Source organism: Photorhabdus hainanensis (assembly GCF_018448965.1).
GTDB classification, from domain to species: Bacteria; Pseudomonadota; Gammaproteobacteria; order Enterobacterales; family Enterobacteriaceae; genus Photorhabdus; species Photorhabdus akhurstii.
Map to the genome: position 1 here is coordinate 55,868 of NZ_RCWD01000025.1, position 25,633 is coordinate 81,500.

Annotated in this window: 22 protein-coding genes; 18 read left to right on the plus strand and 4 right to left on the minus strand. The window is 39.9% G+C overall.

Features of this window, described 5'->3' with window-relative positions; translation table 11 throughout:
* Position 1 precedes the first annotated feature (1 nt).
* The 11 genes from EAE92_RS15725 (at position 2) to ychH (ending at position 13,604) form a co-directional block, all read left to right on the plus strand.
* Complete coding sequence (locus EAE92_RS15725; protein ID WP_214068751.1) at positions 2 to 220, plus strand: hypothetical protein; 219 nt, start codon at positions 2 to 4, stop codon at positions 218 to 220.
* A 96-nt stretch (positions 221 to 316) separates the two neighbouring features.
* Positions 317 to 439, plus strand: coding sequence for a hypothetical protein (locus tag EAE92_RS25025; protein ID WP_281422783.1), 123 nt, complete (start codon positions 317 to 319; stop codon positions 437 to 439).
* Between the two features lie 344 nt (positions 440 to 783).
* Positions 784 to 2,289, plus strand: coding sequence for a hypothetical protein (locus EAE92_RS15730; protein WP_214068752.1), 1,506 nt, complete (start codon positions 784 to 786; stop codon positions 2,287 to 2,289).
* Between the two features lie 455 nt (positions 2,290 to 2,744).
* Positions 2,745 to 4,247: a hypothetical protein gene (locus EAE92_RS15735; protein WP_214068753.1), complete on the plus strand. Its 1,503-nt coding sequence runs from the start codon at positions 2,745 to 2,747 to the stop codon at positions 4,245 to 4,247.
* 382 nt (positions 4,248 to 4,629) lie between these two features.
* Positions 4,630 to 6,132 carry a hypothetical protein gene (locus EAE92_RS15740; RefSeq protein ID WP_246545240.1) on the plus strand — a complete coding sequence of 501 codons (1,503 nt, stop codon included), beginning with the start codon at positions 4,630 to 4,632 and terminating at the stop codon, positions 6,130 to 6,132.
* A gap of 404 nt (positions 6,133 to 6,536) precedes the next feature.
* The gene (locus EAE92_RS15745; protein ID WP_246545241.1) at positions 6,537 to 8,057 is read left to right on the plus strand and encodes a hypothetical protein; all 1,521 of its coding nucleotides are present in this window, start codon (positions 6,537 to 6,539) and stop codon (positions 8,055 to 8,057) included.
* Between the two features lie 109 nt (positions 8,058 to 8,166).
* On the plus strand, positions 8,167 to 9,687 hold the full coding sequence (locus tag EAE92_RS15750) for a hypothetical protein (RefSeq protein ID WP_214068756.1): 1,521 nt from the start codon (positions 8,167 to 8,169) through the stop codon (positions 9,685 to 9,687).
* A gap of 83 nt (positions 9,688 to 9,770) precedes the next feature.
* On the plus strand, positions 9,771 to 10,457 hold the full coding sequence (locus EAE92_RS15755; RefSeq protein WP_046397584.1) for a hypothetical protein: 687 nt from the start codon (positions 9,771 to 9,773) through the stop codon (positions 10,455 to 10,457).
* Positions 10,454 to 11,779: a hypothetical protein gene (locus tag EAE92_RS15760; RefSeq protein WP_214068757.1), complete on the plus strand. Its 1,326-nt coding sequence runs from the start codon at positions 10,454 to 10,456 to the stop codon at positions 11,777 to 11,779. The genes EAE92_RS15755 and EAE92_RS15760 overlap by 4 nt, the downstream gene beginning before the upstream one ends.
* A gap of 117 nt (positions 11,780 to 11,896) precedes the next feature.
* On the plus strand, positions 11,897 to 12,865 hold the full coding sequence (locus EAE92_RS15765) for an Ig-like domain-containing protein (RefSeq protein ID WP_214068758.1): 969 nt from the start codon (positions 11,897 to 11,899) through the stop codon (positions 12,863 to 12,865).
* Between the two features lie 463 nt (positions 12,866 to 13,328).
* A complete protein-coding gene (gene ychH, locus EAE92_RS15770; RefSeq protein WP_036778679.1) occupies positions 13,329 to 13,604 on the plus strand; it encodes a stress-induced protein YchH in 276 nt (91 codons plus the stop codon).
* A 126-nt stretch (positions 13,605 to 13,730) separates the two neighbouring features.
* Here ychH and prs read toward each other — a convergent pair whose 3' ends face one another.
* From prs to lolB, 3 genes are all read right to left on the minus strand, one after another.
* The gene (gene prs / locus EAE92_RS15775) at positions 13,731 to 14,678 is read right to left on the minus strand and encodes a ribose-phosphate diphosphokinase (RefSeq protein ID WP_011146321.1); all 948 of its coding nucleotides are present in this window, start codon (positions 14,676 to 14,678) and stop codon (positions 13,731 to 13,733) included.
* 63 nt (positions 14,679 to 14,741) lie between these two features.
* Positions 14,742 to 15,617, minus strand: a complete 876-nt coding sequence (ispE, locus tag EAE92_RS15780) for a 4-(cytidine 5'-diphospho)-2-C-methyl-D-erythritol kinase (protein ID WP_214068759.1) — start codon at positions 15,615 to 15,617, stop codon at positions 14,742 to 14,744.
* Entirely contained in the window at positions 15,617 to 16,261 is a 645-nt protein-coding gene (gene lolB / locus EAE92_RS15785) for a lipoprotein insertase outer membrane protein LolB (RefSeq protein ID WP_082303668.1), read from the minus strand. The genes ispE and lolB overlap by 1 nt, the downstream gene beginning before the upstream one ends.
* A gap of 274 nt (positions 16,262 to 16,535) precedes the next feature.
* Between lolB and hemA the strand changes: the two genes are divergently transcribed.
* The 5 genes from hemA to kdsA all read left to right on the plus strand — a co-directional run bounded on the left by hemA (position 16,536) and on the right by kdsA (position 21,521).
* Positions 16,536 to 17,798, plus strand: a complete 1,263-nt coding sequence (gene hemA, locus EAE92_RS15790) for a glutamyl-tRNA reductase (protein WP_214068760.1) — start codon at positions 16,536 to 16,538, stop codon at positions 17,796 to 17,798.
* 31 nt (positions 17,799 to 17,829) lie between these two features.
* Positions 17,830 to 18,912, plus strand: coding sequence for a peptide chain release factor 1 (prfA, locus tag EAE92_RS15795; protein WP_036778672.1), 1,083 nt, complete (start codon positions 17,830 to 17,832; stop codon positions 18,910 to 18,912).
* Positions 18,912 to 19,760: a peptide chain release factor N(5)-glutamine methyltransferase gene (gene prmC, locus EAE92_RS15800; RefSeq protein WP_214068761.1), complete on the plus strand. Its 849-nt coding sequence runs from the start codon at positions 18,912 to 18,914 to the stop codon at positions 19,758 to 19,760. Before prfA ends, prmC begins: the two co-directional genes overlap by 1 nt.
* Complete coding sequence (sirB1, locus tag EAE92_RS15805; protein ID WP_214068762.1) at positions 19,744 to 20,553, plus strand: invasion regulator SirB1; 810 nt, start codon at positions 19,744 to 19,746, stop codon at positions 20,551 to 20,553. Before prmC ends, sirB1 begins: the two co-directional genes overlap by 17 nt.
* Positions 20,554 to 20,666: 113 nt before the next feature.
* Positions 20,667 to 21,521, plus strand: coding sequence for a 3-deoxy-8-phosphooctulonate synthase (gene kdsA, locus EAE92_RS15810; protein ID WP_214068763.1), 855 nt, complete (start codon positions 20,667 to 20,669; stop codon positions 21,519 to 21,521).
* A 137-nt stretch (positions 21,522 to 21,658) separates the two neighbouring features.
* Here the strand turns inward: kdsA and dauA are convergent, their stop codons facing one another.
* A complete protein-coding gene (gene dauA / locus EAE92_RS15815) occupies positions 21,659 to 23,374 on the minus strand; it encodes a C4-dicarboxylic acid transporter DauA (RefSeq protein WP_214068764.1) in 1,716 nt (571 codons plus the stop codon).
* 753 nt (positions 23,375 to 24,127) lie between these two features.
* On the opposite strand from dauA, the gene EAE92_RS15820 reads away from it, so the two are divergent.
* Together EAE92_RS15820 and EAE92_RS15825 are read left to right on the plus strand one after the other, a co-directional pair.
* Positions 24,128 to 24,820, plus strand: coding sequence for an SDR family NAD(P)-dependent oxidoreductase (locus EAE92_RS15820; RefSeq protein ID WP_214068765.1), 693 nt, complete (start codon positions 24,128 to 24,130; stop codon positions 24,818 to 24,820).
* A gap of 511 nt (positions 24,821 to 25,331) precedes the next feature.
* Complete coding sequence (locus tag EAE92_RS15825) at positions 25,332 to 25,580, plus strand: acyl carrier protein (RefSeq protein WP_046397594.1); 249 nt, start codon at positions 25,332 to 25,334, stop codon at positions 25,578 to 25,580.
* The last annotated feature ends 53 nt before the right edge of the window (positions 25,581 to 25,633 follow it).

The following is a 25,633-nucleotide window of genomic DNA, read 5'->3' on the forward strand; positions in this document are numbered from 1 at the left end:
AGTGAGCATTATTGTTGAAGCGCATTATTTTGATAGAAAATTAGGTGTTTGTTACTTATTGGTGTTTAATTTTAATATTAGGTTTAATATGTTAACACTTACAGCAGATATAATTTCAGGAATGACGATTTTAGGAGAATGCCCAGTTGCTATCACTGTGAATTATAGTGAAAACGTAGTTATGTCATCTTCTCGTTATTTTAACCGATTCAGTCCCTAATGAGCGATCACCGAGGTTTCTCGTGCATTAGCTGTAGCTGGAATTTTTACTCACCAAGGTCATTTAGAACTTGGACAGCGAGGGAAAATCAATTATTTGATTATTCAAGAAAGGGACTTGGATGCTTATGTTGTAGGGCCGGAAGTTGCAATCCATGTAGATGGTGTTATTGATGTAAGTGTTTACGCTGATGGTATTGTGGGAGAGGAGTCAGATTAAGTATTTATTACTATTGATTCTCATACATGAATCAAGGAAGATATGGAGGTTAGAATAAGTGTTATTCAGCTTGGTCAGTCGCTTTTTTCATATGTGGACTCATATGCTGATGGTTTCTGACTTAGTTTTTTGAATGTGAGGAGGAAGCACCGTATCCTATTTTACGATATCTTTTGGATAAAGAATACATTGCTATTACAGTAATGGCTAAAGTGAATAATTTATTTGTGTGACAAACAGGAAGGAGGTAATAGAGAGTAAGCATCGTTGTATAAACGCATTATTTTGATAGAAAATTAAGTGTTTGTTACTGATTGGTGTTTAACTTTAATATGAGGTTTTATATGTCGACACTTACAGCAGATATAGTTTCAGGAATAACGGTTTTAGAAGCGTGCCCAGTTGTTATCACAGTGACTTATTCAGGTGATGATGCTCATAAAGTAACGGAAACGACTGGCATAGTGCACAGTACCCCCAAAAATACCTATTTTGATAAAATTCCTCGTATTTCAAGAGATGTTGAGAAAAATACCTGCACTGCGAAATTTGTTGTTACTGCTAATTCTGACACTGGTGATTTTACCATAGAATTTTCAGTGGATAAGGCTACGGACCCTGATGCTAAATTAGAAATTTCATTTCATTCTATTGATAAAAATGGTTTTTCACATGCAGCATTTGAACCTATCATTATTGGTGATTCGCTGATAAAAGATTTATCTCCGGCAGCAGATAATGAGGAGCCTTCTGAGTTTAATGGCAACCTCTTCGTTAATCTATATGCGTTGAGTAAAACAAATGATCCATTACCCTATTTTCAAATTCCCTTGGTAACGGATAAATTAGTACGTATTTTTGGGTATTATAGGGAACAAATTACGGAAGAAATATTTCCTTTTATTCAAGAACTAAATAATAATAAATACTATATTAATACAGATGATAAAGGTTTTGTTGCCTTAAAGATTTTTCCCAGTCAGGAGGAAGATGGGAACTATGCAGTTAATATGTTCACTGAATTGCAGGGTTTTTCAAGGAAACCTTCATCAAATATTCTGTTTATTACAGAAGACATTGCTCCAACGCTTGTGATGCCAGATATAGAAGAGCTGGACGGTGATAGATTAACGCCATCAACAGGATATAGCAGTACAGGTTTTCATGTGAGTATCCCGTTCTATGAGGATGCTAGACCTAAAGATAAAATTTTCTTAATGATCAGGGAAGATAATGATGAAACGCCAAGTGCGTCCGCTGTCATTACTGATCTGAGTCAGTTGGATATACCATCTATTCTAGTTCCATATGCCAGTATTCCAAATATTGGTGGTAATGAATTATATTATTATGTGGCTGATACAATAGGAAATATAACTATGTCATCTGCTCTCCATTTTGATTTGACGAAATCAGTACCGAATAAGCCACCAGAGATTGTGCGTATATTAGCGAGACCTAGAATTTTTAATCATAAACGACAGAAGGAATTTGGCTGGCCAGGTAAGATTAGTTTTAAGTATATTTTAGGTGGAGGACTGGATGCCCATATCGCTGTGGGTAAAAACAATGAAATAGAGGTAAATAGTGTTATTAAGTTATGTATTTACATTAATGGTATTGTAAATGATAATCCATCTTCGAAAATTTATTCTATTGATCCTCATACGGTAACTGCCGACGAAGTGGCGGCAGGAGAGACTATTATTCCGCTTGGTCAGGCGTTTTTTACTAATATAGATTCATATGATGATGGTACGCCAGGCTTGGTTTATATCACTTACAGCGTAGGCAAAAAAGAATCTAAGATTTGGTTTGGACATATTGATACTGTTCCACCTAGGAGATAAATTTAACTGATTGAGCTTTTAACTGTTTATTGGAAAATGCTCATGCATTTTCCATTTTTCTGAACATATTTCTTATTGATGAACTGGCGATTCTTCATTACCAAGCTATAATATTTTATTAAGCGTTGTCATTTTACTTTTAACCAATGAATCACGGAGTTAATGGTGACAGTATGAATAATGGCCAATGTGGCGAAAAGTGATTTAACAATTATCGTAGTTTTAACCACAGATATATTGTGACCATATAGGATATATTTGGATATAAAGCTTATGTTATGAGTAGTGGGTTTATTGCTATTACATTAATAGCTAAAGTAAATATTTATTTGTGTGACAAACAGGAAGGAGATAATAGGGTAATAAATAGTAAGCATCGTTGTATAAACGCATTATTTTGACAGAAAATTAAGTGTTTGTTACTTATTGGTGTTTAACTTTAATTGAGGTTTCATATGTCGACACTTACAACAGATATCGTTTCAGGAATAACGGTTTTAGAAGCGTGCCCGATTGTCATTACTGTGACTTATTCAGGTGATGATGCACATAAAGTAACGGAAACGACTGACATAATGTACAGTCACCCAGAAAATACCCGTTTTGATGAGACCCCTCGTATTTCAAGAGATGTCGAGAATAATACCTGTACTGCAAAATTTGTTGTTACTGCTGGTTCTGACGCTGGTGATTTCACCATAACATTTTCAATGGATAAGGTTACGGACCCCGATGCTGAATTGGAGAGGGTATTTCATTCTATTGATAAAAATGATTTTTCACATGCAGCGTTTGAACCTATCATTATTGGTGATTCGTTGGTAAAAGACTTATCTCCGGCAGCTGATGATGAACGACCTTCTGAATTGAATGGCAGTCTGCTTATTAATATCTATGCGTTGAGTAAAACAAATGAACCGTTACCCTATTTTCAAATCCCTCTGGTAATTGATAATTTAGTACGTATTTTTGGGTATGATGGAGAAAACATTACGGAAGAAATATTGCCTTTTATTAAAGAAATCAATAATAATAAATACTATATTAATACGGATGATAAAGGTTTTGTTGCTTTAAGGGTTTTCCCTCGTAAGGAGAAGATTGGTAATTATACCGTTGATATGTTCATAGAATTGCCGGGTTTTTTAAAGAACGCTTCATCAAATATTCTTTTCATTATAGAAGACACTGCTCCAGCGCTTCCTGCGCCAGACATTGAAGAGCTGGATGGAAATAGATTAACGCCATCAGTAGGAAATAGTAGCACGGGGTTTCATGTGAGTATCCCATTTTATAAAGGTGCTAAACCAAGAGATAGGATTTTTTTAGTAATTAGAGAAGATAATGACGAAACGCTAGGTGCGTCTACTGTCATTACTGATCTGTATCAGTTGAATAATCCATTTATTTTAGTTCCATATGCCAGCGTTCCAAATATTGGCGACAATAAATTATGTTATTATGTGGCTGATGTAGTGGGAAATGTAGCTATGTCTTCTGCTCTCTATTTTAATTTAACAGGGTCAGTACCGAATGAACCACCAGAAGTTAAGCGGACATTAGCAGTACCCAGAATCTTTGCTCATAAACAGCAGTTGGAATTTGAACAGTCAGGTAGGATCAATCTTGAAAGTATTTTAGGAGGAGGGTTGAATACCCATATTGCTGTGGGTCAAAACAATGGAATAGATGTGGATAGTGTTATTAATGTACGTATTTACGTTAATGGTATTGTAAATGATAACCCGTCCTCACGACTTTATTCTCTTGATCCTCATACGGTAACTGCCGATGAAGTGGCTGCTGGAGAAGCTATTATTCAGCTTGGCCAGGCACCTTTTACTAAGGTAGGTTCGTATTGTGATGGTACACCAGGCTCAGTTTATATCACTTATAGTGTAGACACGAAGGAGTCTGAGATTTGGAGTGGGCACATTAATACTGCTCCAGTAGGATAATAAATTTAACTGATTGAGATTTTATCTGTTTATGGAAAATGCATAAGCATTTTCCATTTTCCCGGACATGTTGCTTATTTTGTGAATTGGCGATTTTTTCATTACCGAGCTACAATATTTAATTGAGTGTTGTCATTTTATTTTCAAGCAAGAAATCATGGCACTAATGATGATAGTATGAATAATGGCAAACATGGTGAGAAGTGATTTGATAGTTATCCTAATCTTGACCAAAAAATAACGGATGAAGTAAATAATTTATTTTTGTAACAAACAGGAAGGAGGTAATAGACAGTAAGCATCGTGGTGTAAACGCATTATTTTGGTAAGAAGATTAGACGTTTGTTACTTATTGATGTTTAACTTTAATATGAGGTTTAATATGTCGATACTTACAGCAGATATCGTTTCAAGAATAACGGTTTTAGAAGAGTGCCCGGTTGTCATTACTGTGGCTTATTCAGGTGATGAGATTCATAAAGTAACGGAAACGACTGATATAGTGTACAGTGACCAGCAAGATGTCAGTTTTGATGAAACTCCTCGTATTTCAAGGGATGCCAAGAATAATATCTGCACTGCAAAATTTGTTGTTACTGCTCATTCTGGTGCCAATGATTTCACCATAATATTTTCAATGGATAAGACTACGGACCCCGATGCTAAATTAGAGATAGCATTTCATCCTATTGATAAAAATGGTTTTTCACATGCAGCGTTTGAACCTATCATTATTGGCGATTCGTTGGTAAAAGACTTATCTCCGGTAGAGGATGATGAGCAACCTTCTGAGTTTAACGGCAGCCTCGTTGTTAATATCTATGCGCTGAATAAAACAGATGATCCGTTGCCTTATTTTCAAATTCCCTTGGTAACTGATAGGATGGTACGTATTTTTGGTTATGAGGGAGGGCAACTTACGGAAGAAATATTTCCTTTTATTCAAGAACTCAATAATAGTAAATACTATATTAATACGAATAGTAAAGGTTTTGCTGCCTTAAGAGTTTTCCCTAGTAAGGGAGAGGGGGGTAACTATACAGTCAATATGTTTACAGAGTTGCAGGGTTTTTCAAGGAAATCTTCGTCAAATATTCTGTTTATTACAGAAGATATTGCTCCAACCCTTGTGATGCCAGATATTAAAGAGTTAGATGGCGATAGATTAATACCATCAGTGGGAAATAGTAGCACGGGTTTCCATGTGAGTATCCCATTTTATGAAGATGCTAAACCGAAAGATAGAATCTTCTTAATGATCAGGGAAGATAATGATGAAATACAAAGTACATCTACTGTCATTACTGATCTGAATCAGTTGGATATACCATTTATTTCAGCTCCATATGCCAGCATTCCAAATATTGGCGATAATGAATTATACTATTATGTGGCTGATACAATGGGAAACGTAGCTATATCATCTTCCCTCTATTTTTATTTAACGAAGTCAGTACCGAATCAACCACCACAGATTAGGCGTACATTAGCGGCAGCTAGAATTTTTACTCATAAAGATCAGAGCGAACTTAAACAGCGAGATAAGATCAATCTTGTAAAAATTTTAGGGGGAGGGCTGGATGCGCGTATTGCTGTGGGTAAAAAAAATGGAATAGATGTGGATAGTATTATCAATGTACATATTTACGTTAATGGTATTGTCAATCATAGTCCATCTTCAAAAATTTATTCTCTTGAACCTCATACGGTAACTGCCGAAGAAGTGGCGGCAGGAGAGGCTATTATTCTGCTTGGTCAGGCACCTTTTACCGGTGTGGACTCGTATGATGATGGACCAGGATTGGTTTATGTCACTTACAGTGTAAGTATAAAGAACTCCAAGATTTGGTTTGGACGCATTGATACGGTTCCCCCCGGACAATAAATGTAATTGATTGAGCTTTTACCTGTTTATGGAAAATGCGTAAGCGTTTTCCATTTCCCCGGACATGTTTCTTATTTGTAAACTAGCGATTTTTTATTGTGGATTATTTTCAATCGATGAATCATGGAGTTAATGGTGACAGTATGAATAATGGCAAACATGGTGAAAAATGATCTAACAATTACCGTCATTTTAACCCCAGAAATATTGTGACTATATGGGGTATACTTGGATATAAGGCTTATGCTTTGAGTGGGGATTTATTGTTATTACAGTAACGGCTAAAGTAAATAATTTATTTATGTGAGAAGTAGCAAGGGGGTAATAGATGGTAAGCATCGTGGTGTAAACGCATTATTGGCGCTTTTTACTTATTGATGTTTAACTTTAATATGAGGTTGAATATGTCTACACTTACAGCAGATATCGTTTCAGGAATAACGATTTTAGAAGGGTGTCCAGTTGTTATCACTGTGACTTATTCAGGTGATGATACCCATAAAGTAACGGAAATGACTGACATCATGTACAATCACACAGGAGGTGCCTATTTTAACAGGAACCGCCGTATTTTAAGAGATGTAGAAAAGAATATCTGCACTGCAAAATTTGTTGTTACTGCTTACTCTAGTGCCAGTGATTTCACCATAATGTTTTCAATGGATAAAGCTACGGACCCCGATGCTAAATTAGAAATAGCATTTCATCCTATTGATAAAAATGGTTTTTCACACGCAGGGTTTACCCCTATAATTATTGGCGATTCATGGGTAAAAGATTTTTCTCCGGCAGAAGATAATTGGCGACCTTGTGAATTTAATGGCAGCTTGCTTATTAATATCTATGCGTTGAGTAAAACAAATTATCCGTTACCTTATTTTCAAATTCCTTTAATAACTGATAGGGCAGTACGTATTTTTGGATATGATGGAGAAGGAATTACGGAAGAAATATTGCCTTTTATTAGTGAAAAAGATAATTATCAATATTATATTAATACGGATATTCGTGGTTTTGTTGCCTTAAGCGTCTTCCCTAAAAAATCTGAGGGTAACTATTCAGTGAATATATTGACAAAACTGCCATATCTTTTAAAAAACGCTTCATCAAGTATTTTGATGATTACCGAAGATATTGAGCCAACGCTTCCAGCGCCAGATATTGCAGAACTGAATGGTAATAGATTAATGCCATCAGTAGGAAATAGTAGTACAGGTTTTCATGCGATTATTCCATCTTATGAGGGTGTTAGGCCGAGGGATAGAATTTTCTTAATGATCAGAGAAGGTTATGACGAAACGCAAGGTGCGTCTGCTGTCATTACTGATCTGAATCAGTTGGATATGCCATTTATTTCAGTTCCATATACCAGTATTCCAAATACTGGTAGTAATGAGTTGTATTATTATGTGGCTGATGCAAATGGAAACGTTGCTGTATCATCTGCCCGCTATTTTAATTTAACGAGGTCAGTACTAAATGTACCACCAGAGATTAGGCGCATATTGGCGGTACCCAGAATTTTCAGTCATAAAGATCAGATAGAATTTAGACAGCCAAGTAAGATTAATCTTGCAAGTATTTTAGGTGGAGGGCTGGAAGCTCATATTGCTGTGGGTGAAAAGAATGGGATAGAGGTAAATAATGTCATTAATGTACGTATTTACGTTAATGGTATTATCAATGAGAATCCATTTTCAAAGATTTATTTTGTTGATCCTCATACGGTAATTTCTGAGGAAGTGGAAGCTGGAGAAGCTATTATTCCACTTGGTCGGGCGTTTTTTGCTAATGTAAATTCATATCGTGATGGTGCGCCAGGCTGGGTTTATATCACTTATAGTGTAGGCATGGAGTGTAGTGAAAGCACAAAGGACTCTAAGATTTGGTACGGACGCATTGATACGGTTCCACCTGGATACTAAATTTAGCTAATTGAGTTTTTATTTATGTGAGAAGTAGAAAGGAGGTAATAGATGGTAAGCATTGTTGTGTAAACGCATTATTGATGTTTAACTTTAATATGAGGTTTATATGTCGACATTGACAGCAGATATCGTTTCAGGAATAACGGTTTTAGAAGAATGCCCAGTTGTTATCACTGTGACTTATTCAGGTGATGAGGTTCATAAAGTAACGGAAGCGACTGATATAGTGTACAGTGACCAGCAAGATGTCAGTTTTGATGAGATTCCGCGTATTTCAAGGGATATCAAGAATAATATCTGCACTGCAAAATTTGTTGTTGCTGCTTATTCTGGTGCCAGTGATTTCACCATAATGTTTTCAATGGATAAGGCTACGGACCCTGATGCTAAATTAGAAATAGCATTTCATCCCATTGATAAAAATGATTTTTCACACGCAGGGTTTACCCCTATAATTATGGGCGATTCGTTGATAAAAGATTTTTCTCCGGCAGAAGATAATGAGCGACCTTATGAATTTAATGGCAGCCTGCTTATTAATATCTATGCGTTGAATGAAAAAAATGATCCGCTTCCTTATTTCCAAATTCCTCTGGTAACTGATAGGGCAGTACGTATTTTTGGGTATGATGGAGAAGAAATTACGGAAGAAATATTGTCTTTTATTAGTGAAAAAGATAATTATCAATATTATATTAATACGGATAGTTGTGGTTTTGTTGCCTTAAGAGTTTTCCCTAAGAAATCTGAGGGTAACTATTCAGTGAATATGTTGACAAAACTGTCATATCTTTTAAAAAGCGCTTCATCAAGCATTTTGATGATTACCAAAGATATTGAGCCAACGCTTCCAGCGCCAGATATTGCAGAACTGAATGGTAATAAGTTAATGCCATCAGTAGGAAATAGTAGTACAGGTTTTCATGTGATTATCCCATTTTATGAAGGTGTTAGACCGAGAGATAGAGTTTTCTTAATGATCAGAGAAGGTTATGACGAAACGCAAGGTGAGTCTGCTGTCATTACTGATCTGAATCAGTTAGATATACCATTTATTTCAGTTCCATATACCAGTATTCCAAATACTGGTAGTAATGAGTTGTATTATTATGTGGCTGATGCAAATGGAAACGTCGCTGTATCATCTGCCCGCTATTTTAATTTAACGAGGTCAATACTAAATGTACCACCAGAGATTAGGCGCATATTGGCGGTACCTAGAATTTTCAGTCATAAAGACCAGATAGAATTTAGACAGTCAAGTAAGATGAATCTTGCAAGTATTTTAGGAGGGGGGCTGGATGCTCATATTGCTGTGGGGGAAAAGAATGGGATAGAGGTAAATAATGTCATTAATGTACGTATTTACATTAATGGTATTGTAAATGATAATCCATTTTCAAAGATTTATTCTGTTGAACCTCATACGGTAACTGCCGACGCACTGGAAGCTGGAGAAATTATTATTCCACTTGGTCAGGCGCCTTTTACTAATGTAAATTCATATCGTGATGGTGCGCCAGGCTGGGTTTATATCACTTATAGTGTAGGCATGGAGTGCAGTGAAAGTACAAAGGACTCTAAGATTTGGTTTGGACGTATTGATACGGTTCTTCCCGGACAGTAAATTTAACCGATTGAGCTTTAATATTTTATTAAGCGTTATCATTTTATTTTCAATTAATAAATCATGGAGTTAATGGTGACAATATGAATAACGGCATATCAAGTGTGATTATCACAGAAAACGCGGCGATAAGTGATTTAACCGATTACCCTAATCTTAACCCTCAAAATATTGTGACTATATATGGTCTGCCTGGGCATAAATTCTATGCTACGACATCTATTGGTGCTTCTATTGTCGACGATAACATTAATGTGGATCAGATCATATTGACGTTAGATGAGACTGGAAAAGGACATTTTTATGTTCGTTCTCCGTTTGAACATAAAAATATTGAAAATAGCGAAGAATTTTCGGCTTTTGTGGTGATTGCCCCACAAAAGGATATCAATAAAGTAATATCCTTTCCGCTTATTTTTGGTAATTATCGTCAGTCTGATGAAGCTATAGTATTTACCGCCTATAATTATACTACAGGCGCTCCAGCAGATGGGGAGACGCCTTGCTCGATATATCTTTTTATTGATCGTGAACATAATGATGATATTAATCAAATCCGTATAAGAGTGAATAATAATGCCCTCATCGATGGTTATAATAAAGATTGGGCAGATATTCCATTAAAGGAGGATGGTAGTGCGACAGTGAATGTGGTTAGCAACACAGTAGGTAAAGTTAATGTTTGGCTAACAGCGCCTGATTCAGATTCAGGAGATAGAGTCAATTTTGTTTTATCGTTCAGACCGACTCCAATGAGAGGTGAAATATGATTACCAATAACGACAATACACCTATTTCTTTATCGTCGCCAGAGTTGCCGCAAGCAGATCATGATGGCCTGATTGATGTTTCTGTTCAACAGAACCAAGATTTAATTATTAAAGTACCTTATCATGAATGGCTAAGAATCGGGGATATGATCGTGGTAAATGTTGGGGGAATATTTTCTCGGCCCTATTATATTCAGAATATTAATCTTGATTTTTTTACTGTAACTATACCGTTCTCTGAAATACCGGATGGTTGCTATAATGTGACTTATACATCAGCCGATGATTTCGAGAATGAAAATTTCTCTAAACCGACTGTTATTAAAATTCTTAATTCTCCATCGATAAAATTATTACCATCGATTTATCCAGATTCAACATCTGGCGTTATTCACTATTCATCTCTTGTACAACATCATGGGTTAAATGTGCATATCAGTTATCAGCATATGCGGAAAGGCGATAGCGTCATATTCCACTGGCGAGGACATAATTTTAATTATGAGCCAATTGCGAGGTCTGACTGGGATGCACAACCAATAACAGTCAGTGATGAGGATATTAAGAAGGGTTATGTCTCTTTAGTGGTACCGGTGGAAAACGTGCTTTGTTTGGGGCAAGAGGGGGTGGGAACAGGATATTATGAGGTTGGCAATAATATTTCTGCTCCAGGTTCAGTGATATTGTCATTAATGGATATGTCATCTGCCATGATATCAATTAGCGCAGGTGCGCCGATGGTGTCTAATGAATATCCCAGAATAAGGCCGAAAAATTTGGTTGCGGTTTATGGGCCGCCAGGAAAGAGATTATCGGCTAGTGTTGAATCAGGAAGTATTGTTGAAGGGGATGGCACACAATATCAATTTGCCCCTGATAGTTTCGGGCTGGCTTATTTCCACTTGCAATCTGAGGAAACGGGTAGTTTTCGTTGTACTGTTTCGGCGCAGGATGGTTCTATAACACCGGGTGTAGGTCAGGCAGTATTTAGTGAGTGGAGAGATGGAGGGAATATTATCAAGGCTTATGCATTTACCTCTGAGGTACCTGCTGATGGCGTGAGTGTTTGTAGTGGTTATGTTATTGTGGACCGTACTGCCTATTCCGGCAAAAGATTACTTATTCGTACTGATGGTTCCGCGATAATTTCAGGTTATGGTGATAATGAGAGAGAGTTGCAGGTTGCAATTAGTCAGGATGGTTGTACAACTTTCCATATAACTAATACCAAAGCGGAAAAAAATAATGTGATAATAAGTTTACCCGATGTTGATAAGTCGATTCAATTTTCTATTAATTTTAAACATTTTCCTTCTATTTAGCATAAGGGTTATTGTTAATTGGCATAATATTATCATGTTGAACCATTTTGTTTTTTAACTTTAAATCAATGATAACATGTGTAAATATACATGTTAGTGATAATTTAGGAGAATGAAATGAATGGCGAACAAGCACCAAAAGAGGCTAAAACATTAAATTGGATATCAAGTGAAAAAACGGAGACTGCGGATAAGCCTATAGATATCGGTGTAAACGTAATGCAAGATGGTTATTTATTGCATGGGGTGAATGTAAGTTTCACTTTAGATAATAAATCTATGGTATTTAAAGAGAATAATGATCGTAAAATTATAAAAAACACAGGAGTAATGGGTAAGGTATCAGTTGAAATAGTTTCTACTGATTTAACTCCGTGTCAAGGGAATGTATATGCTTACTTGGAAAATGATACTCAAATAGCAGCCGCTCCTCTCCAGGTCGAGTTTACGGCTGTTCCTCAATTTGTGGCAGATCTTAATCTTGATTTAGAAAAAAATAATGCATGGACTAATAGTGCCGATGAGAATAAGGTAGTTGTAACTGTGTATGATCGGTTGGGTAAGGGAATTGAAAACCAAAAAATAACCTTCTATGCAGATAGTGGGGCAACAGTAGTTCCGTCGTCGGGTATGACAGATAAAGAGGGTAAAATAACGGCGTCAATACAATCTAATAGTGCTGGTGAAGTGATGCTAATGGCACAAGCGGGAGCTATTGAAAAGGCTATAGCTATGTGTTTCACGTATAATCCATATCAGTTAAAGATTGGAAAATCTCCGGCTATTCTGTCTTCATTTTCAAGCGGTATTATAGCTGGATATTTATATAAGAATGGCGTAGGTGAACCTAATGTAACTATATCAGTATCTATGGGATTTTATCTGTCATTGAGTGATCAAGACAAACATATGACTACCGATAAAGATGGCTATTTCAGCTTTAGAGTTTCTTCTTCTTATACTCGAGGGTATTCGCCTCATAATCATGTACCTCCCATGAATGAATCCGCACCGGTGTATATAAGTTGTATTGATGGGCGGGTATATTCTCAAACGTGGATAGAATTAACCCCAGGGCTATATTAGGCGTTGGATATTTGGGGATGCTGATTGATGGTTACGCATTGAAAAATTAGACAAATCCCCTGTTTTTAGCCGTTATCATGCAGCGTGAAAATAAGATGATTTTTATTATCTCGGTAGGGATCATTGGTTAAAAATATATAACCTGGGTGAAATTTCACAACTATCATTGTTGTATATCAATATTTAGTTAAAAACCTGAACTTTTCTTTAAGTGAAGTTCAGGCTACTAACTCATTATTTCTTCATGTTATTTCTTACAATGATTAGGGTGTTGTTATTAAATCTCCTTTAGTTGTGATCGCGCCCGCAATGACCTTTTGTGAAATAGGGCTATACTATAAATAAGCTTTATAGTTATATCGAGTCAATTAACGTTAACTTTTGAATTATAGGTTCTTAGTGTTCACGGAGAAGTGTGTATTCACGGAGAGTGTGTATTCACGAAGAGTGTTGGAGGTAATATATGAAACGTCAAAGTGCTTTCATAGTCGGTAATGTATTAATGGGTGTCGGTATGTTCACCATAGTGAGTAGCCTGGCTTATACATTACTGCCTCACATCTTCGGTTTTGGCTGGCCTGAGTTTTTATCTGAAGCCGCGCTATTGGGTGTTTTTATTGGCGCGCTTGTTTGGTTGGCTGGTGCCGGTGTGGGAGGCCGGGAAGGTGTGGCAGATCGTTATTGGTGGTTAAGAAACTATGATGAGCGTTATCGTCGTGGTGATCATCGGTATCCATAACAAAAATAGAGTTAGTCATAGTTTGTGCTAATGGAAAAGTATATTCCAGATAAGCAAAAAACCCGTTGAATCTCTTGTACAACGGGTTTTTTCTTAAATAGCGATATTATGAGTACAACTTATTTATTAGTGCTCAAACATGGCAGAAATTGACTCTTCATTGCTGATACGCCGGATCGCTTCAGCTAACATACCGGACAAAGTGAGAGTACGAACTTTATTGAGCGCCTTGATCTCGGCAGACAGCGGGATGGTGTCACAGACAACCACTTCATCAATCACCGAGTTTTTAATGTTGTCCACAGCATTGCCGGAGAAAATCGGGTGAGTGGCATAGGCGAATACCCGTTTTGCTCCGCGTTCTTTCAATGCTTCCGCCGCTTTGCATAAGGTGCCGCCGGTATCAATCATGTCATCGACCAACACGCAGTCGCGACCAGCGACATCACCGATAATATGCATCACTTGAGAAACGTTAGCGCGTGGCCGACGCTTATCGATGATAGCCATATCGGTATCATTCAGCAGCTTAGCGATAGCGCGAGCGCGGACAACCCCGCCAATATCCGGGGAAACAACGATAGGGTTTTCCAACTCTTTCTGTAACATATCTTCCAGCAGAATTGGGCTGCCAAATACGTTATCAACCGGAACATCGAAGAACCCTTGGATCTGCTCAGCATGCAGGTCAACGGTCAGTACGCGGTCTACACCAACGCTGGAGAGGAAATCCGCAACAACTTTGGCGGTAATTGGCACACGGGCTGAACGGACTCGACGGTCCTGACGAGCATAACCGAAATAAGGGATTACTGCGGTAATACGTCCTGCGGAAGCACGACGCAGCGCATCAACCATAACGACTAATTCCATTAAATTGTCGTTAGTCGGTGCACAAGTGGACTGGATGATGAAAATATCACCACCACGCACATTTTCATTAACTTGCACGCTGACTTCACCATCGCTGAAACGGCCGACAGCCGCGTCTCCAAGGTTGGTGTACAGGCGGTTGGCAACACGTTGTGCTAGTTCAGGAATAGCGTTACCAGCAAAAAGCTTCATATCGGGCACGAGAAAGACCTCAGGCTTGCGTCCAGAGAGATATTGTTGACCAATGTAAATAACAATATTTATTCATTGGTTCAATAACACGGGTATCCCAGAGCGAAAACTGTGCAAAGGTGAATTGTTAACGCCACGCGCAACAAAACCCTGCAACCACTCAGGGGCTTGATTTAACACCTTACGGGCCGATGCTTCTGATTCAAACTCACCGAATACACAGGCACCGGTTCCGGTCAGGCGTGACGGCGCGTATTCTAGCAGCCATGAAAGAAGCTGTTCAACCTTACGAAAACGTTTTCTTACAAGAGATTCACAATCATTTAGGTACGGAGCCTTTAATAATGCGGCCAGAGGGCGAATTGGCGTATCACGTTTTAATTCCGGATCTGTGAAGACGCGCAGAGTTGAGATTTCAATACCGGGATGTGCAACCAGATACCACTTTTCTGCCGGCTCTGCCATGTGCAGAATTTCACCAATACCTTCTGCAAATGCGGCGTGTCCTTTGATAAAGACCGGCACATCAGCGCCAAGGCTCACGCCAAGGGTTGCCAGTGTTTCGTCTGTGAAACCGGTTTGCCAGTGATAATTCAGCGCAATGAGTACGGTAGCGGCATTGGATGAACCTCCGCCTAATCCACCGCCCATTGGCAGACGTTTGTTGATATGGATGTCAGCGCCTTTATGAGCAATCCCGGTATGGTGTTTATCGCTGTAGGATTGCAATAGACGCGCGGCGCGAACGATCAGGTTGTTATCGTGCTCCACCCCCTCTACCGGCGTCAGTAAACGGATTTCATTGTCCTGACGAGGGATAATGGTAATTTCATCACCATAATCAAGAAATTGAAATAGCGTTTGCAACTGGTGGTAACCATCAGCGTGACGACCGGTAATATAGAGAAATAGGTTAAGTTTTGCCGGCGAAGGCCAGGTTAATGTCATTATTTTGTCGTCCAGTTATCCATTTTCAATTTGATGCGACGATCCCCTTGAATCAGTTCCAGGCGATTGGGAAGGGCGGGGGTTGTTGAGGTATCGTAGGATTGATAATTTACCTGCCATGTCGCGCCATGTCGCTGGTAATTGACGGTTTTTAATAGATGGTTAGCATCCAGTTTAAAGTTTTTGGCATCACCGGGGAGACCTGTTATCCAATGCCGCAGATTATCTAATGGAATATCCATATTGGTGAGCTGATAAATGATCTCTTCGGGGTTATCACTAAAATATTTTTTACCCTGACTATCAGTTAATTGCGTCATACCAGGCTGAACGATTAGCTCTAATTCAGTGCTGCCTAGCGGGTTAGTCAGTAATAAACGGTAACGTTCAGGATGATATTGTTGCCAGAAAAAGCGGGCATAAACCTTTTTCTCATTAGACAGATAGGCAAAAGAGCCACGTGTTTGATATTGATTTAATTGCTGTAGCTGTTGGGTACGTGTTCGCCATTGGGGAGAATCTGCCGAACCTGTTCCGCCAGGTTGCGTTAATGTACAGGCGGTCAACAGTACACAAGAGAGCGGCAATAGACGGAATAGGGATAATTTTTGTATCGGTTTTGTCGGCGCTGATTTTATCGACATGGGTTTTATCGGCATTGATTTCATCGGCAATCTCTGTTTAATAACGTGAAAACTTTTACGTCACTTAATAATGAAGAATGAACTATTAATCCAGTTAAATTTCAAAAAAATGTTCTGAATAATGATATCAGACACTGCTGATCGTCTTTTATTGATCTGAGGTATCAAGTAGAATGCACAGTTTATAAGAGTCCTTATTAAGGGTGATGATTTCATCAAATAGAATGTTTTTTACGATGAACTGTCTCTCTGCTGATAACTCAATGAAGTTGATATGACTTTGTTAGCACTTGGTATTAACCATAAAACGGCTCCTGTATCCCTGCGTGAACGGGTCACTTTTTCTCCGGGTACTATTGGGGAAGCGCTTGATAACCTTCTCCAGCATCCCCTGGTGAAAGGGGGGGTTGTGTTGTCAACGTGTAATCGTACGGAGCTTTATCTCAGCGTAGAACAGCAAGATAATCTGTATGAGCAGTTAATTGACTGGTTGTGTGGATATCATCAGCTAAATCCCAGAGATCTAAGATCCAGTATTTACTGGCATTGTGATAATGAAGCTGTCAGCCACTTGATGAGAGTGGCGAGTGGGCTGGACTCGTTGGTGCTGGGAGAACCTCAGATTCTTGGGCAAGTGAAGAAAGCATTTGCCGAGTCGCAGCACAGCGACTCTTTATCGAGTGAACTGGAGCGACTGTTTCAGAAATCATTTTCTGTCGCCAAGCGCATCAGAACGGAAACAGAGATTGGTTCGAACGCGGTTTCCGTTGCATTTGCCGCTTGTACTCTGGCGCGGCAGATTTTTGAATCACTTTCTGAACTAAATATTTTGCTGGTCGGCGCCGGAGAAACGATTGAACTGGCGGCTCGTCATTTGAAAGAGCATCGCGTGCACCATATGATGATTGCTAACAGGACGAAAGAGAAGGCACAAGTGTTGGCTGATGAAGTTCAGGCGGAAGTGATCACCCTGCCTGAAATCGACACACGTTTAGCAGAAGCGGATATTGTTATCAGTTCGACTGCCAGTCCTTTGCCTATTATTGGTAAAGGGATGGTTGAACGTGCATTAAAGTTACGTCGTAACCAACCGATGTTGCTCATTGACATCGCGGTTCCCCGTGATATAGAGCCTGACGTGGAAAAATTGAATAACGTCTATCTCTACAGTGTTGACGATTTACAAGCAATTATTCAGCAGAATCTTGCGCAGCGCAAAGCGGCGGCGGTTCAGGCTGAATGTATTGTTCAACAGGAAAGCCGTTATTTTATGGACTGGTTGCGTTCGCAGAGCGCAGTAAATTCAATCCGTGAGTATCGTAATCAGGCAGAACGGGTGCGGGCTGAAATGACAGCTAAGGCACTGACTGCTATCAATCAGGGAGTTGACGTAGAACAGGCCGTTAATCAATTGACTCATCAATTGGTGAACCGTCTGATACATGCTCCTACCAAATCACTCCAGCAAGCCGCCAGCAATGGTGATCTGGAGCGCCTTAATTTATTACGTGACAGCCTGGGGCTGGAACATAATTAACCATATCTCGGAATAGGGTCTGAAACCAAGAATGAAGCCTTCTATTGTTGCTAAATTGGAAGCATTGCAAGAACGTCACGAGGAAGTTTTGGCTCATCTCGGTGATGCCGATGTGATTGCTGATCAGGAACGTTTTCGTGCTTTGTCGCGGGAATATGCTCAACTGACTGATGTGACGAGCTGTTTTAGGGCCTGGCGTGCTGTTCAGGATGACCTTAAAGCAGCCGAAATAATGCTTGATGACCCTGAAATGCGGGAAATGGCACAGGAAGAGATCAGGGACGCCAAGGTTCGCAATGAAGAGTTAGAGCAACAACTACAATTATTGCTGTTGCCAAAAGATCCTGATGATGAGCGTAACTGTTTTCTTGAAGTACGTGCGGGAACCGGTGGTGATGAAGCGGCTATTTTCGCCGGGGATCTGTTTCGTATGTATAGCCGTTATGCGGAATCCCATCGTTGGAAAGTCGAGGTTATTAGCGCTAACGATGGCGAGCATGGCGGCTATAAGGAAATTATTGCTAAAGTTTCCGGTGAGCAGGTTTATGGTCATTTAAAATTTGAATCGGGTGGTCATCGTGTTCAGCGTGTGCCGGAAACTGAATCGCAAGGGCGCATTCACACGTCTGCTTGTACCGTTGCGGTTTTGCCGGAGGTCCCGGAAGCGGAGTTGCCGGATATTAGCCCAAATGATTTGCGTATTGATACGTTTCGTTCCTCCGGGGCGGGCGGTCAGCACGTCAATACCACAGATTCCGCTATTCGTATCACTCATATTCCAACCGGTATTGTGGTTGAGTGTCAGGACGAGCGCTCTCAGCATAAAAACAAAGCGAAAGCGATGTCCGTGTTGGCCGCGCGTATTCATGCGGCGGAAGTTCGTAAGCGTCAAGAGGCCGAGGCGTCTGAGCGTCGTAACTTATTAGGTTCCGGTGATCGTTCAGATCGCAACCGCACTTACAATTTTCCCCAAGGGCGAGTGACGGATCACCGTATTAACTTGACGTTATACCGCCTTGATGAAGTGATGGAAGGCAAATTGGATATGCTTGTTCAGCCGATCGTCAATGAATATCAAGCTGATCTCTTATCGGCTTTGTCAGAGCAAGATTGATGGATTATCAATCTTGGCTTAAACAAGCCGCAATACAGTTATCGGCAAGTGACAGCCCTAAACGAGATGCGGAAATTTTGTTGGGGTTTGTCACTCGTCATTCCCGAACTTACATGCTGGCATTCGGTGAAACGCGGCTAGCTTCGGAACAATTCATCCAGCTTGAGGCTTTACTCGCTCGCCGGGTGAAAGGTGAACCTATTGCTTATATCACCGGTGAGCGTGAATTTTGGTCGTTGCCATTAAATGTCTCTCCTGCCACGTTGATCCCGCGTCCTGACACTGAATGTCTGGTAGAAAAGGCGCTTGAACGGCTATCGCTGACACCTTGCCGCATTTTGGATTTGGGAACGGGAACCGGCGCAATTGCGCTGGCAATCGCCAGTGAGCGTCCTGATTGTCGGGTTATCGGGGTTGATATCAATCCTGATGCGGTCATGTTGGCGCAGGGCAATGCTGAAAAACTCAAAATACAAAATGTGGATTTTGGGGTAAGCGATTGGTTCTCTTCGTTGAATAATCAACAGTTTGGTATGATTGTCAGTAATCCGCCTTACATAGATGAAACCGATCCACATCTATCTCAGGGTGATGTTCGGTTCGAGCCGGATAGCGCATTAATTGCGGCGCGACAGGGAATTGCTGATCTGAATGCCATTATTGATCTGTCTCGCCATTTTTTGTTGCCTGGTGGCTGGTTGTTATTGGAACATGGTTGGAAACAGGGAAATGTTGTAAGAAGCCTGTTTTCTGAGAGTGGTTATCGGCAGGTGGCTACTTTTCAGGATTATGGCGGTAATGAGCGAATAACACTGGGTCAGTGGAAAAGTGATGAAAGCCATAGCTGATTATGAATTTAATGATGCATCGTTAAGTAGCGGTATCCTGTTAATTTCCAAAACCTTGCGTGCTGATTTTCCTCAGCATTCAGTGGAGATGCAGCTTCAAGTATTGATTGATGAAGCCAGACGTGAAATATCTCCGCAGCTAAATATAGAAGAACGACTGGAAAAATTACTGAGACTTTTTTATCAAACCTGGAAATTCGGCGGCGCCAGTGGTGTTTATTGTCTGTCAGATACATTATGGCTGGATAAAGTATTGCAAACCCGCCGAGGTTCCTCTGTTGTTTTAGGGGCAATTCTGATTCATATTGCTCAGGCTTTAGAACTGCCGTTTATGCCGGTTATTTTTCCGACGCAGTTGATTTTGCGTGTTGATTATCCAGATAACACGGCAAAGTTTATTAATCCAATCAATGGAGAAGCGCTAAGCGAACATGTGCTTGATGTATGGCTGAAAGGTAATATTAGCCAGACAGCGGAATTAGCAGCAGATGATTTGCAAAGCGCTGATAACGCTAGCATTATACGTAAAATGCTAGATACGATAAAAGTCGCATTAATGGACGAAGGACAAATGGAATTGGCGCTGAGGACGAGTGAAGCTGTGCTGATGTTTGATCCCGATAACCCCTATGAAATACGTGATAGAGGGCTGATTTATGCGGAACTTGATTGTAATCATATTGCGGTTTCTGATTTAAATTATTTTGTCGAGAATTGCCCGGAAGACCCGGTGGCGGAAATGATCAGAATGCAAATATACGCCATTAAGCAGCAATGCGTTGTTTTACACTAAGATATTGTTTTATATTGAAATATTGTTTTGTATTGAAATACTGTTTTGCATTGAATAGTACGCTGCACTGATTTATCTCATTAATTTATTGGTCCCTAACGGAAGGTATAAGTATGCAACAGAAAGTGGTTCATATTGGTGATATCAAGGTCGCTAATGATCTACCGTTTGTTCTCTTTGGTGGTATGAATGTCCTTGAGTCACGGGATTTGGCCATGAGTATTTGTGAGCACTATGTCACAGTGACACAAAAATTGGGCATTCCTTATGTTTTCAAAGCCTCCTTTGATAAAGCAAACCGATCATCAATTCACTCTTACCGTGGTCCCGGTCTGGAAGAGGGAATGAAGATTTTTCAGGAGCTGAAACAAACTTTCGGTGTGAAAATCATCACTGACGTGCATGAACCGGCGCAGGCGCAGCCGGTGGCGGAAGTGGTTGATGTCATCCAACTGCCGGCGTTTTTGGCGCGTCAGACTGACTTGGTTGAGGCGATGGCGCGTACCGGCGCGGTGATAAACGTTAAAAAACCCCAATTCATTAGCCCGGGTCAGATGGGAAATATTGTGGAAAAATTCAAAGAAGGCGGCAACGATCAGGTGATCTTATGTGACCGCGGCAGCAGCTTTGGTTATGACAATTTGGTGGTGGATATGCTGGGCTTCAATGTTATGGCCCAGGCGACCGGGGGGCATCCGGTAATTTTCGATGTCACTCATTCACTCCAATGCCGCGATCCATTTGGTGCCGCTTCTGGTGGTCGTCGCGCTCAGGTTGCTGAACTGGCGCGTGCGGGAATGGCGGTCGGTATTGCCGGCTTGTTCCTTGAATCTCATCCTGATCCTGCGAATGCGATGTGCGATGGTCCATCAGCATTGCCGTTGGCAAAACTAGAGCCATTCTTGAGTCAGATGAAAGCCATTGATGACGTGGTGAAAAGCTTCCCTCAATTGGATACCAGTAAATAAAATGTCTTTTTGATGTCATGGCATCAAATGATGAAGAGATTTGGTGATAAATAGATTTGGCGCTGGTTTACACAGCGCCATTAATTATGGGGAAAAAAGTATTGGAAAAAGAGTCACCAAGTTTTTGTCTGGCAATTTCAGCTATCCATTTTGCCATTGAAATTTAATTCTGCCATTGCTCGTGGCAATGTCGTATGGAAGCTAAGGTGATTTTCAACCAATAGGATCTTAGCTCTGGCCAGTGTTTTTAAAGGCTGGAATGGAATATCACAAACCGCGATATATTTATCCTTACCCACTTCATCGATAAAGCGTTGGAAAGCGTGCACTCCACCGGCATCCAGCACGGGAACGGCATCCCATTGCATAAGGATCGTCTGATAACTGGCGCTTTCTTCTTTTAACTCTGTGAAGATACGTTCGGCAGCAGCAAAGAATAGCGGGCCATTGATGCGGACAACCAGCAGACCTTTATCGATATTTGTTTGCGGCAATTGACTGATGCGAGTCATATTGGCTATTCGGCGCATAAACAGCAGTGAAGCTAATACGATACCGATCGTAATAGCAATGATCATATCAAACAGTACTGTGAGCGACATACAAAGTACCAGCACAATAATGTCATCCTTTGGCGCGCGGCGCATGAGGTCGATAACTTTATGTATTTCGCTCATATTCCAGGCGACCATGAGCAACAGGGCGGACATAGCGGCCAGAGGAAGATAGGAGAGCATGGGGGCCAATGCCAGTAAAGTTAATAACACGAGCAGAGAGTGAACAATGGCTGAAACGGGCGATGTCGCGCCGGCTCTGATGTTGGCGGCTGAACGGGCGATTGCGGCGGTAGCCGTAATGCCGCCGAAAAATGGCACGACTATATTTCCCAAGCCTTGACCAATCAATTCACTGTTTGAGTGATGTTTTTTACCGGTCATACCATCCAAAACCACGGCGCAAAGCAGTGATTCAATAGCGCCTAACATTGCCATTGAAAAGGCGGCGGGTAATAGGGCTGAAACTGTTGCCCAATTTATATCGATTTGAGGTGAACCCATATCAGGTAAATGCCACGGTAAAACAAATTGCGGCAGGATAGGCGGGATACCTTGCCCTTGAGTACCGTCATTCAAAATATAACTAAACTCGGAACCAATAGTAGCAACATGTTGATCGAATAAGTTCATGATCCCCATCACAGCGGTTCCTGTAATGAGGGCGGGGAGATGCCCGGGTAATTTCAGCCCAAGCTTAGGCCAATAAATTAGAATGGCGAGTGTCGTCAAGCCAATCAGCGTATCACTCAAGTGCAGCGTTGGCAGCGCTTGAAACAGAGCCGCAACCTTATTGATATAATTCTCTGGCATATGTTCCAATTGCAGGCCAAAAAAATCTTTTACTTGCATGGTTGCGATAGTAATCGCGATTCCAGAAGTAAAACCGAGTGTGACGGGGAGGGGAATATACTCGATCCATTTACCAAAGCGGGCTAATCCCATCACCAGCAAAATAATGCCTGACATTAATGTTGCAATGAGCAAACCGCTCAGGCCAAATTGTTGAGAGACTGGATAGAGGATGACAACGAAAGCGGCGGTGGGACCGGAAACACTATAGCGTGAGCCGCCGGTTATCGCGATTACCATCCCGGCGATAGCGGCGGTGTAAAGCCCATATTGTGGCGCGACGCCACTCCCGATTGCTAGCGCCATAGCGAGCGGAATGGCGATAATACCGACAGTAATACCGGCAATAATATCTTTAGTTAAACGAGTAAAAGAGTAAGGTTCTTTCCAACAAGCATCAATTACAGCACTAAACGGCCGTATGCCGTTCATTCTACGAGTTTTCATTTGTGCATAAACCAAAAATATAGAGGGAAAAAGCAATAAGGTTGTTACAACCAAACTGCAAACCGAATTGTAAAAATAGTGCTTTTAGTTCAAAGCGATAGCGCTATAGATCAAACTTAATGTTAATAGCTTAACGCCAGGAAAGTGAAAAGTAAAAGGGAGAATAGTGTTCTTATCACCATAAAATAGGCTGAAACCGATTCTATTCAGTATTTATTCTTATTAGTGAATATTATTGAATTAACTTCATAAAGAATTTAATTAATACTTTTAAACTTGAAGCTATATGTTTGTTCTATTAATCATAAAATTATAATGTTTTATCTTTATAATAAATTAACAGAATTAATTGCAGTTTTCAATTGTTATTGTTAGGAAATTAATTAATTATGCATTCACCACATGTATTGATTATGACTGGATTAAATTAGACATGTTGGATATTTTTACGCATGATGGTTTTTATTTAATTTTTGGGTGTAATTTAACCAATGCTTTGATATCGCTTAAATATTAGATTAATAATTTGACAGGCTTAAGAACTCCTCCTATTATTTAGGGTGACTCATAGAATTAGATGGATTAAATGAGTTGAAAATAGGTAAGCTAAAAATATATGTGTTAAAAGTATATATTTTAAAAACATATAAGTTAAAAATGTTTTCTTGTTTAGGTGATATTTATTCTGAATGCTTTATTTAAAGTAGGGATTACTGTTGGAAAATAACTTTTAGATAAGGTAGGAATGTTTAAATGCATAAATATAACAGTAAGATACTTATTATTGGCTCATCAAGTGAAATTGGGAATGCAATTTGCCGACATGCGGTTGCGAGCGGTTATGAAGTATTAGGTACTTCACGTAGACCGCATAATGAAGAAGTTCATTTAGATGTTATGTCGGATAACAGTGTTAGAGAAGCCATTAGCATGGCGATTGACAAGATGAAATGTATTGACGCGGTTATCTATACGCCGGCAATGTCATTGGATGGTTTATTGCATGCTCAGGATATTGAGGGTTGGCATGATGTTTTTAATGTCAACTTGTTTGGCGCGGCAAGAGTAGCAAAATATTTGCTGCCACATTTTATGAAGAATCGTAATGGCGTGATGCAATTTATATCTTCTACAGCAAGTTTACGTGGAGAGACAGGCGCCACCGCTTATTCTTGTTCGAAAGCAGCCATGAATGCATTGGTAAAAAACATCTCTAATGACTACGGCCGTTTTAATGTTAGGGCTTACACTGTAATGCCGGGATATGTTGATGGTGGTATGTTGCGGCATATTTCTTCGGAAAAGAAGATGGAATTCGCCAGAAGCACCGCATTAAAACGAATAGCGGATGTTGATGAAATTGCCAGTTTTTGTGTGGGGACATTAAGTACATCAACCTATATCACAGGAACATCTCTTTGCATTGATGGGGGATTAAGTGGTTAATAACAATATCATAAATCGTGATCTGCAATCATGTTTTCATCAATTAGCTGGAATATCGGGCTGGATTTATGATAAAGGTATTTCTTCACTTGGCCTAATATCTCCAATCGCTTTAATGAGAAAAGGTTATTGGTTATTATTCCAATTCTGGTTACGCTATTTGGAATAGGAGCCGAGACTGATTATCAGATATCTCTGTTTTTATATCGTTTATGAATTATTTTCCTGGGAAATGAGAGTCTATCCCAGTAGGCATAATTGTCGCAGGCCGTTAGTTGGAATGCTTTTTTTATGTATGGGGGAAGCGATTCAGGCGAAATTTATATACTTGATATAAATAGATCTTTAAACAATTATACCCTATGGATTTCAAGATGCATCGCGACGGCCAGGGAGCGAATCCCCGGGAGCATAGATAACTATGTGACTGGGGTGAGTGAGCGCAGCCAACAAAGAGGCAACTTGAAAGATGACGGGTATAGATTTGAATAGACATCATTGGGGATGTAATATGGATAATATTGACATGGTTAATGAAGAATTAGCGAGTATTTTGGTGAATGTTGCTGAGTTAGACTCCGATTTTAAAATAACATCGAATAAAGTGTTGAAAAGTGATCTCGGCATTGACTCATTAAAGTTAATTGATGTCATTTTGTCAGTTGAGCGAACCTTTGGCAAAGAGATTTCTGAAGATGCGCTTGCCCGTATTCAAACTGTAGGTGAGTTATGGGAGGAAATAAAAAATAACCTGCAATGATCGGGTTGACTTAACCAATAATTAAAAACTCTCTATTTTTCAAATAATAAGTT

Bases quoted from the DNA above. Each gene is read 5' to 3' on its own strand.
- EAE92_RS15730 (WP_214068752.1), top strand. From the start codon at position 784: ATGTCGACACTTACAGCAGATATAGTTTCAGGAATAACGGTTTTAGAA.
- EAE92_RS15735 (WP_214068753.1), top strand. From the start codon at position 2,745: ATGTCGACACTTACAACAGATATCGTTTCAGGAATAACGGTTTTAGAA.
- EAE92_RS15740 (WP_246545240.1), top strand. From the start codon at position 4,630: ATGTCGATACTTACAGCAGATATCGTTTCAAGAATAACGGTTTTAGAA.
- EAE92_RS15745 (WP_246545241.1), top strand. From the start codon at position 6,537: ATGTCTACACTTACAGCAGATATCGTTTCAGGAATAACGATTTTAGAA.
- EAE92_RS15750 (WP_214068756.1), top strand. From the start codon at position 8,167: ATGTCGACATTGACAGCAGATATCGTTTCAGGAATAACGGTTTTAGAA.
- EAE92_RS15755 (WP_046397584.1), top strand. From the start codon at position 9,771: ATGAATAACGGCATATCAAGTGTGATTATCACAGAAAACGCGGCGATA.
- EAE92_RS15760 (WP_214068757.1), top strand. From the start codon at position 10,454: ATGATTACCAATAACGACAATACACCTATTTCTTTATCGTCGCCAGAG.
- EAE92_RS15765 (WP_214068758.1), top strand. From the start codon at position 11,897: ATGAATGGCGAACAAGCACCAAAAGAGGCTAAAACATTAAATTGGATA.
- ychH (WP_036778679.1), top strand. From the start codon at position 13,329: ATGAAACGTCAAAGTGCTTTCATAGTCGGTAATGTATTAATGGGTGTC.
- ispE (WP_214068759.1), bottom strand. From the start codon at position 15,617: ATGACATTAACCTGGCCTTCGCCGGCAAAACTTAACCTATTTCTCTAT.
- lolB (WP_082303668.1), bottom strand. From the start codon at position 16,261: ATGTCGATAAAATCAGCGCCGACAAAACCGATACAAAAATTATCCCTA.
- hemA (WP_214068760.1), top strand. From the start codon at position 16,536: ATGACTTTGTTAGCACTTGGTATTAACCATAAAACGGCTCCTGTATCC.
- prfA (WP_036778672.1), top strand. From the start codon at position 17,830: ATGAAGCCTTCTATTGTTGCTAAATTGGAAGCATTGCAAGAACGTCAC.
- prmC (WP_214068761.1), top strand. From the start codon at position 18,912: ATGGATTATCAATCTTGGCTTAAACAAGCCGCAATACAGTTATCGGCA.
- sirB1 (WP_214068762.1), top strand. From the start codon at position 19,744: ATGAAAGCCATAGCTGATTATGAATTTAATGATGCATCGTTAAGTAGC.
- kdsA (WP_214068763.1), top strand. From the start codon at position 20,667: ATGCAACAGAAAGTGGTTCATATTGGTGATATCAAGGTCGCTAATGAT.
- dauA (WP_214068764.1), bottom strand. From the start codon at position 23,374: ATGAAAACTCGTAGAATGAACGGCATACGGCCGTTTAGTGCTGTAATT.
- EAE92_RS15820 (WP_214068765.1), top strand. From the start codon at position 24,128: ATGCATAAATATAACAGTAAGATACTTATTATTGGCTCATCAAGTGAA.
- EAE92_RS15825 (WP_046397594.1), top strand. From the start codon at position 25,332: ATGGATAATATTGACATGGTTAATGAAGAATTAGCGAGTATTTTGGTG.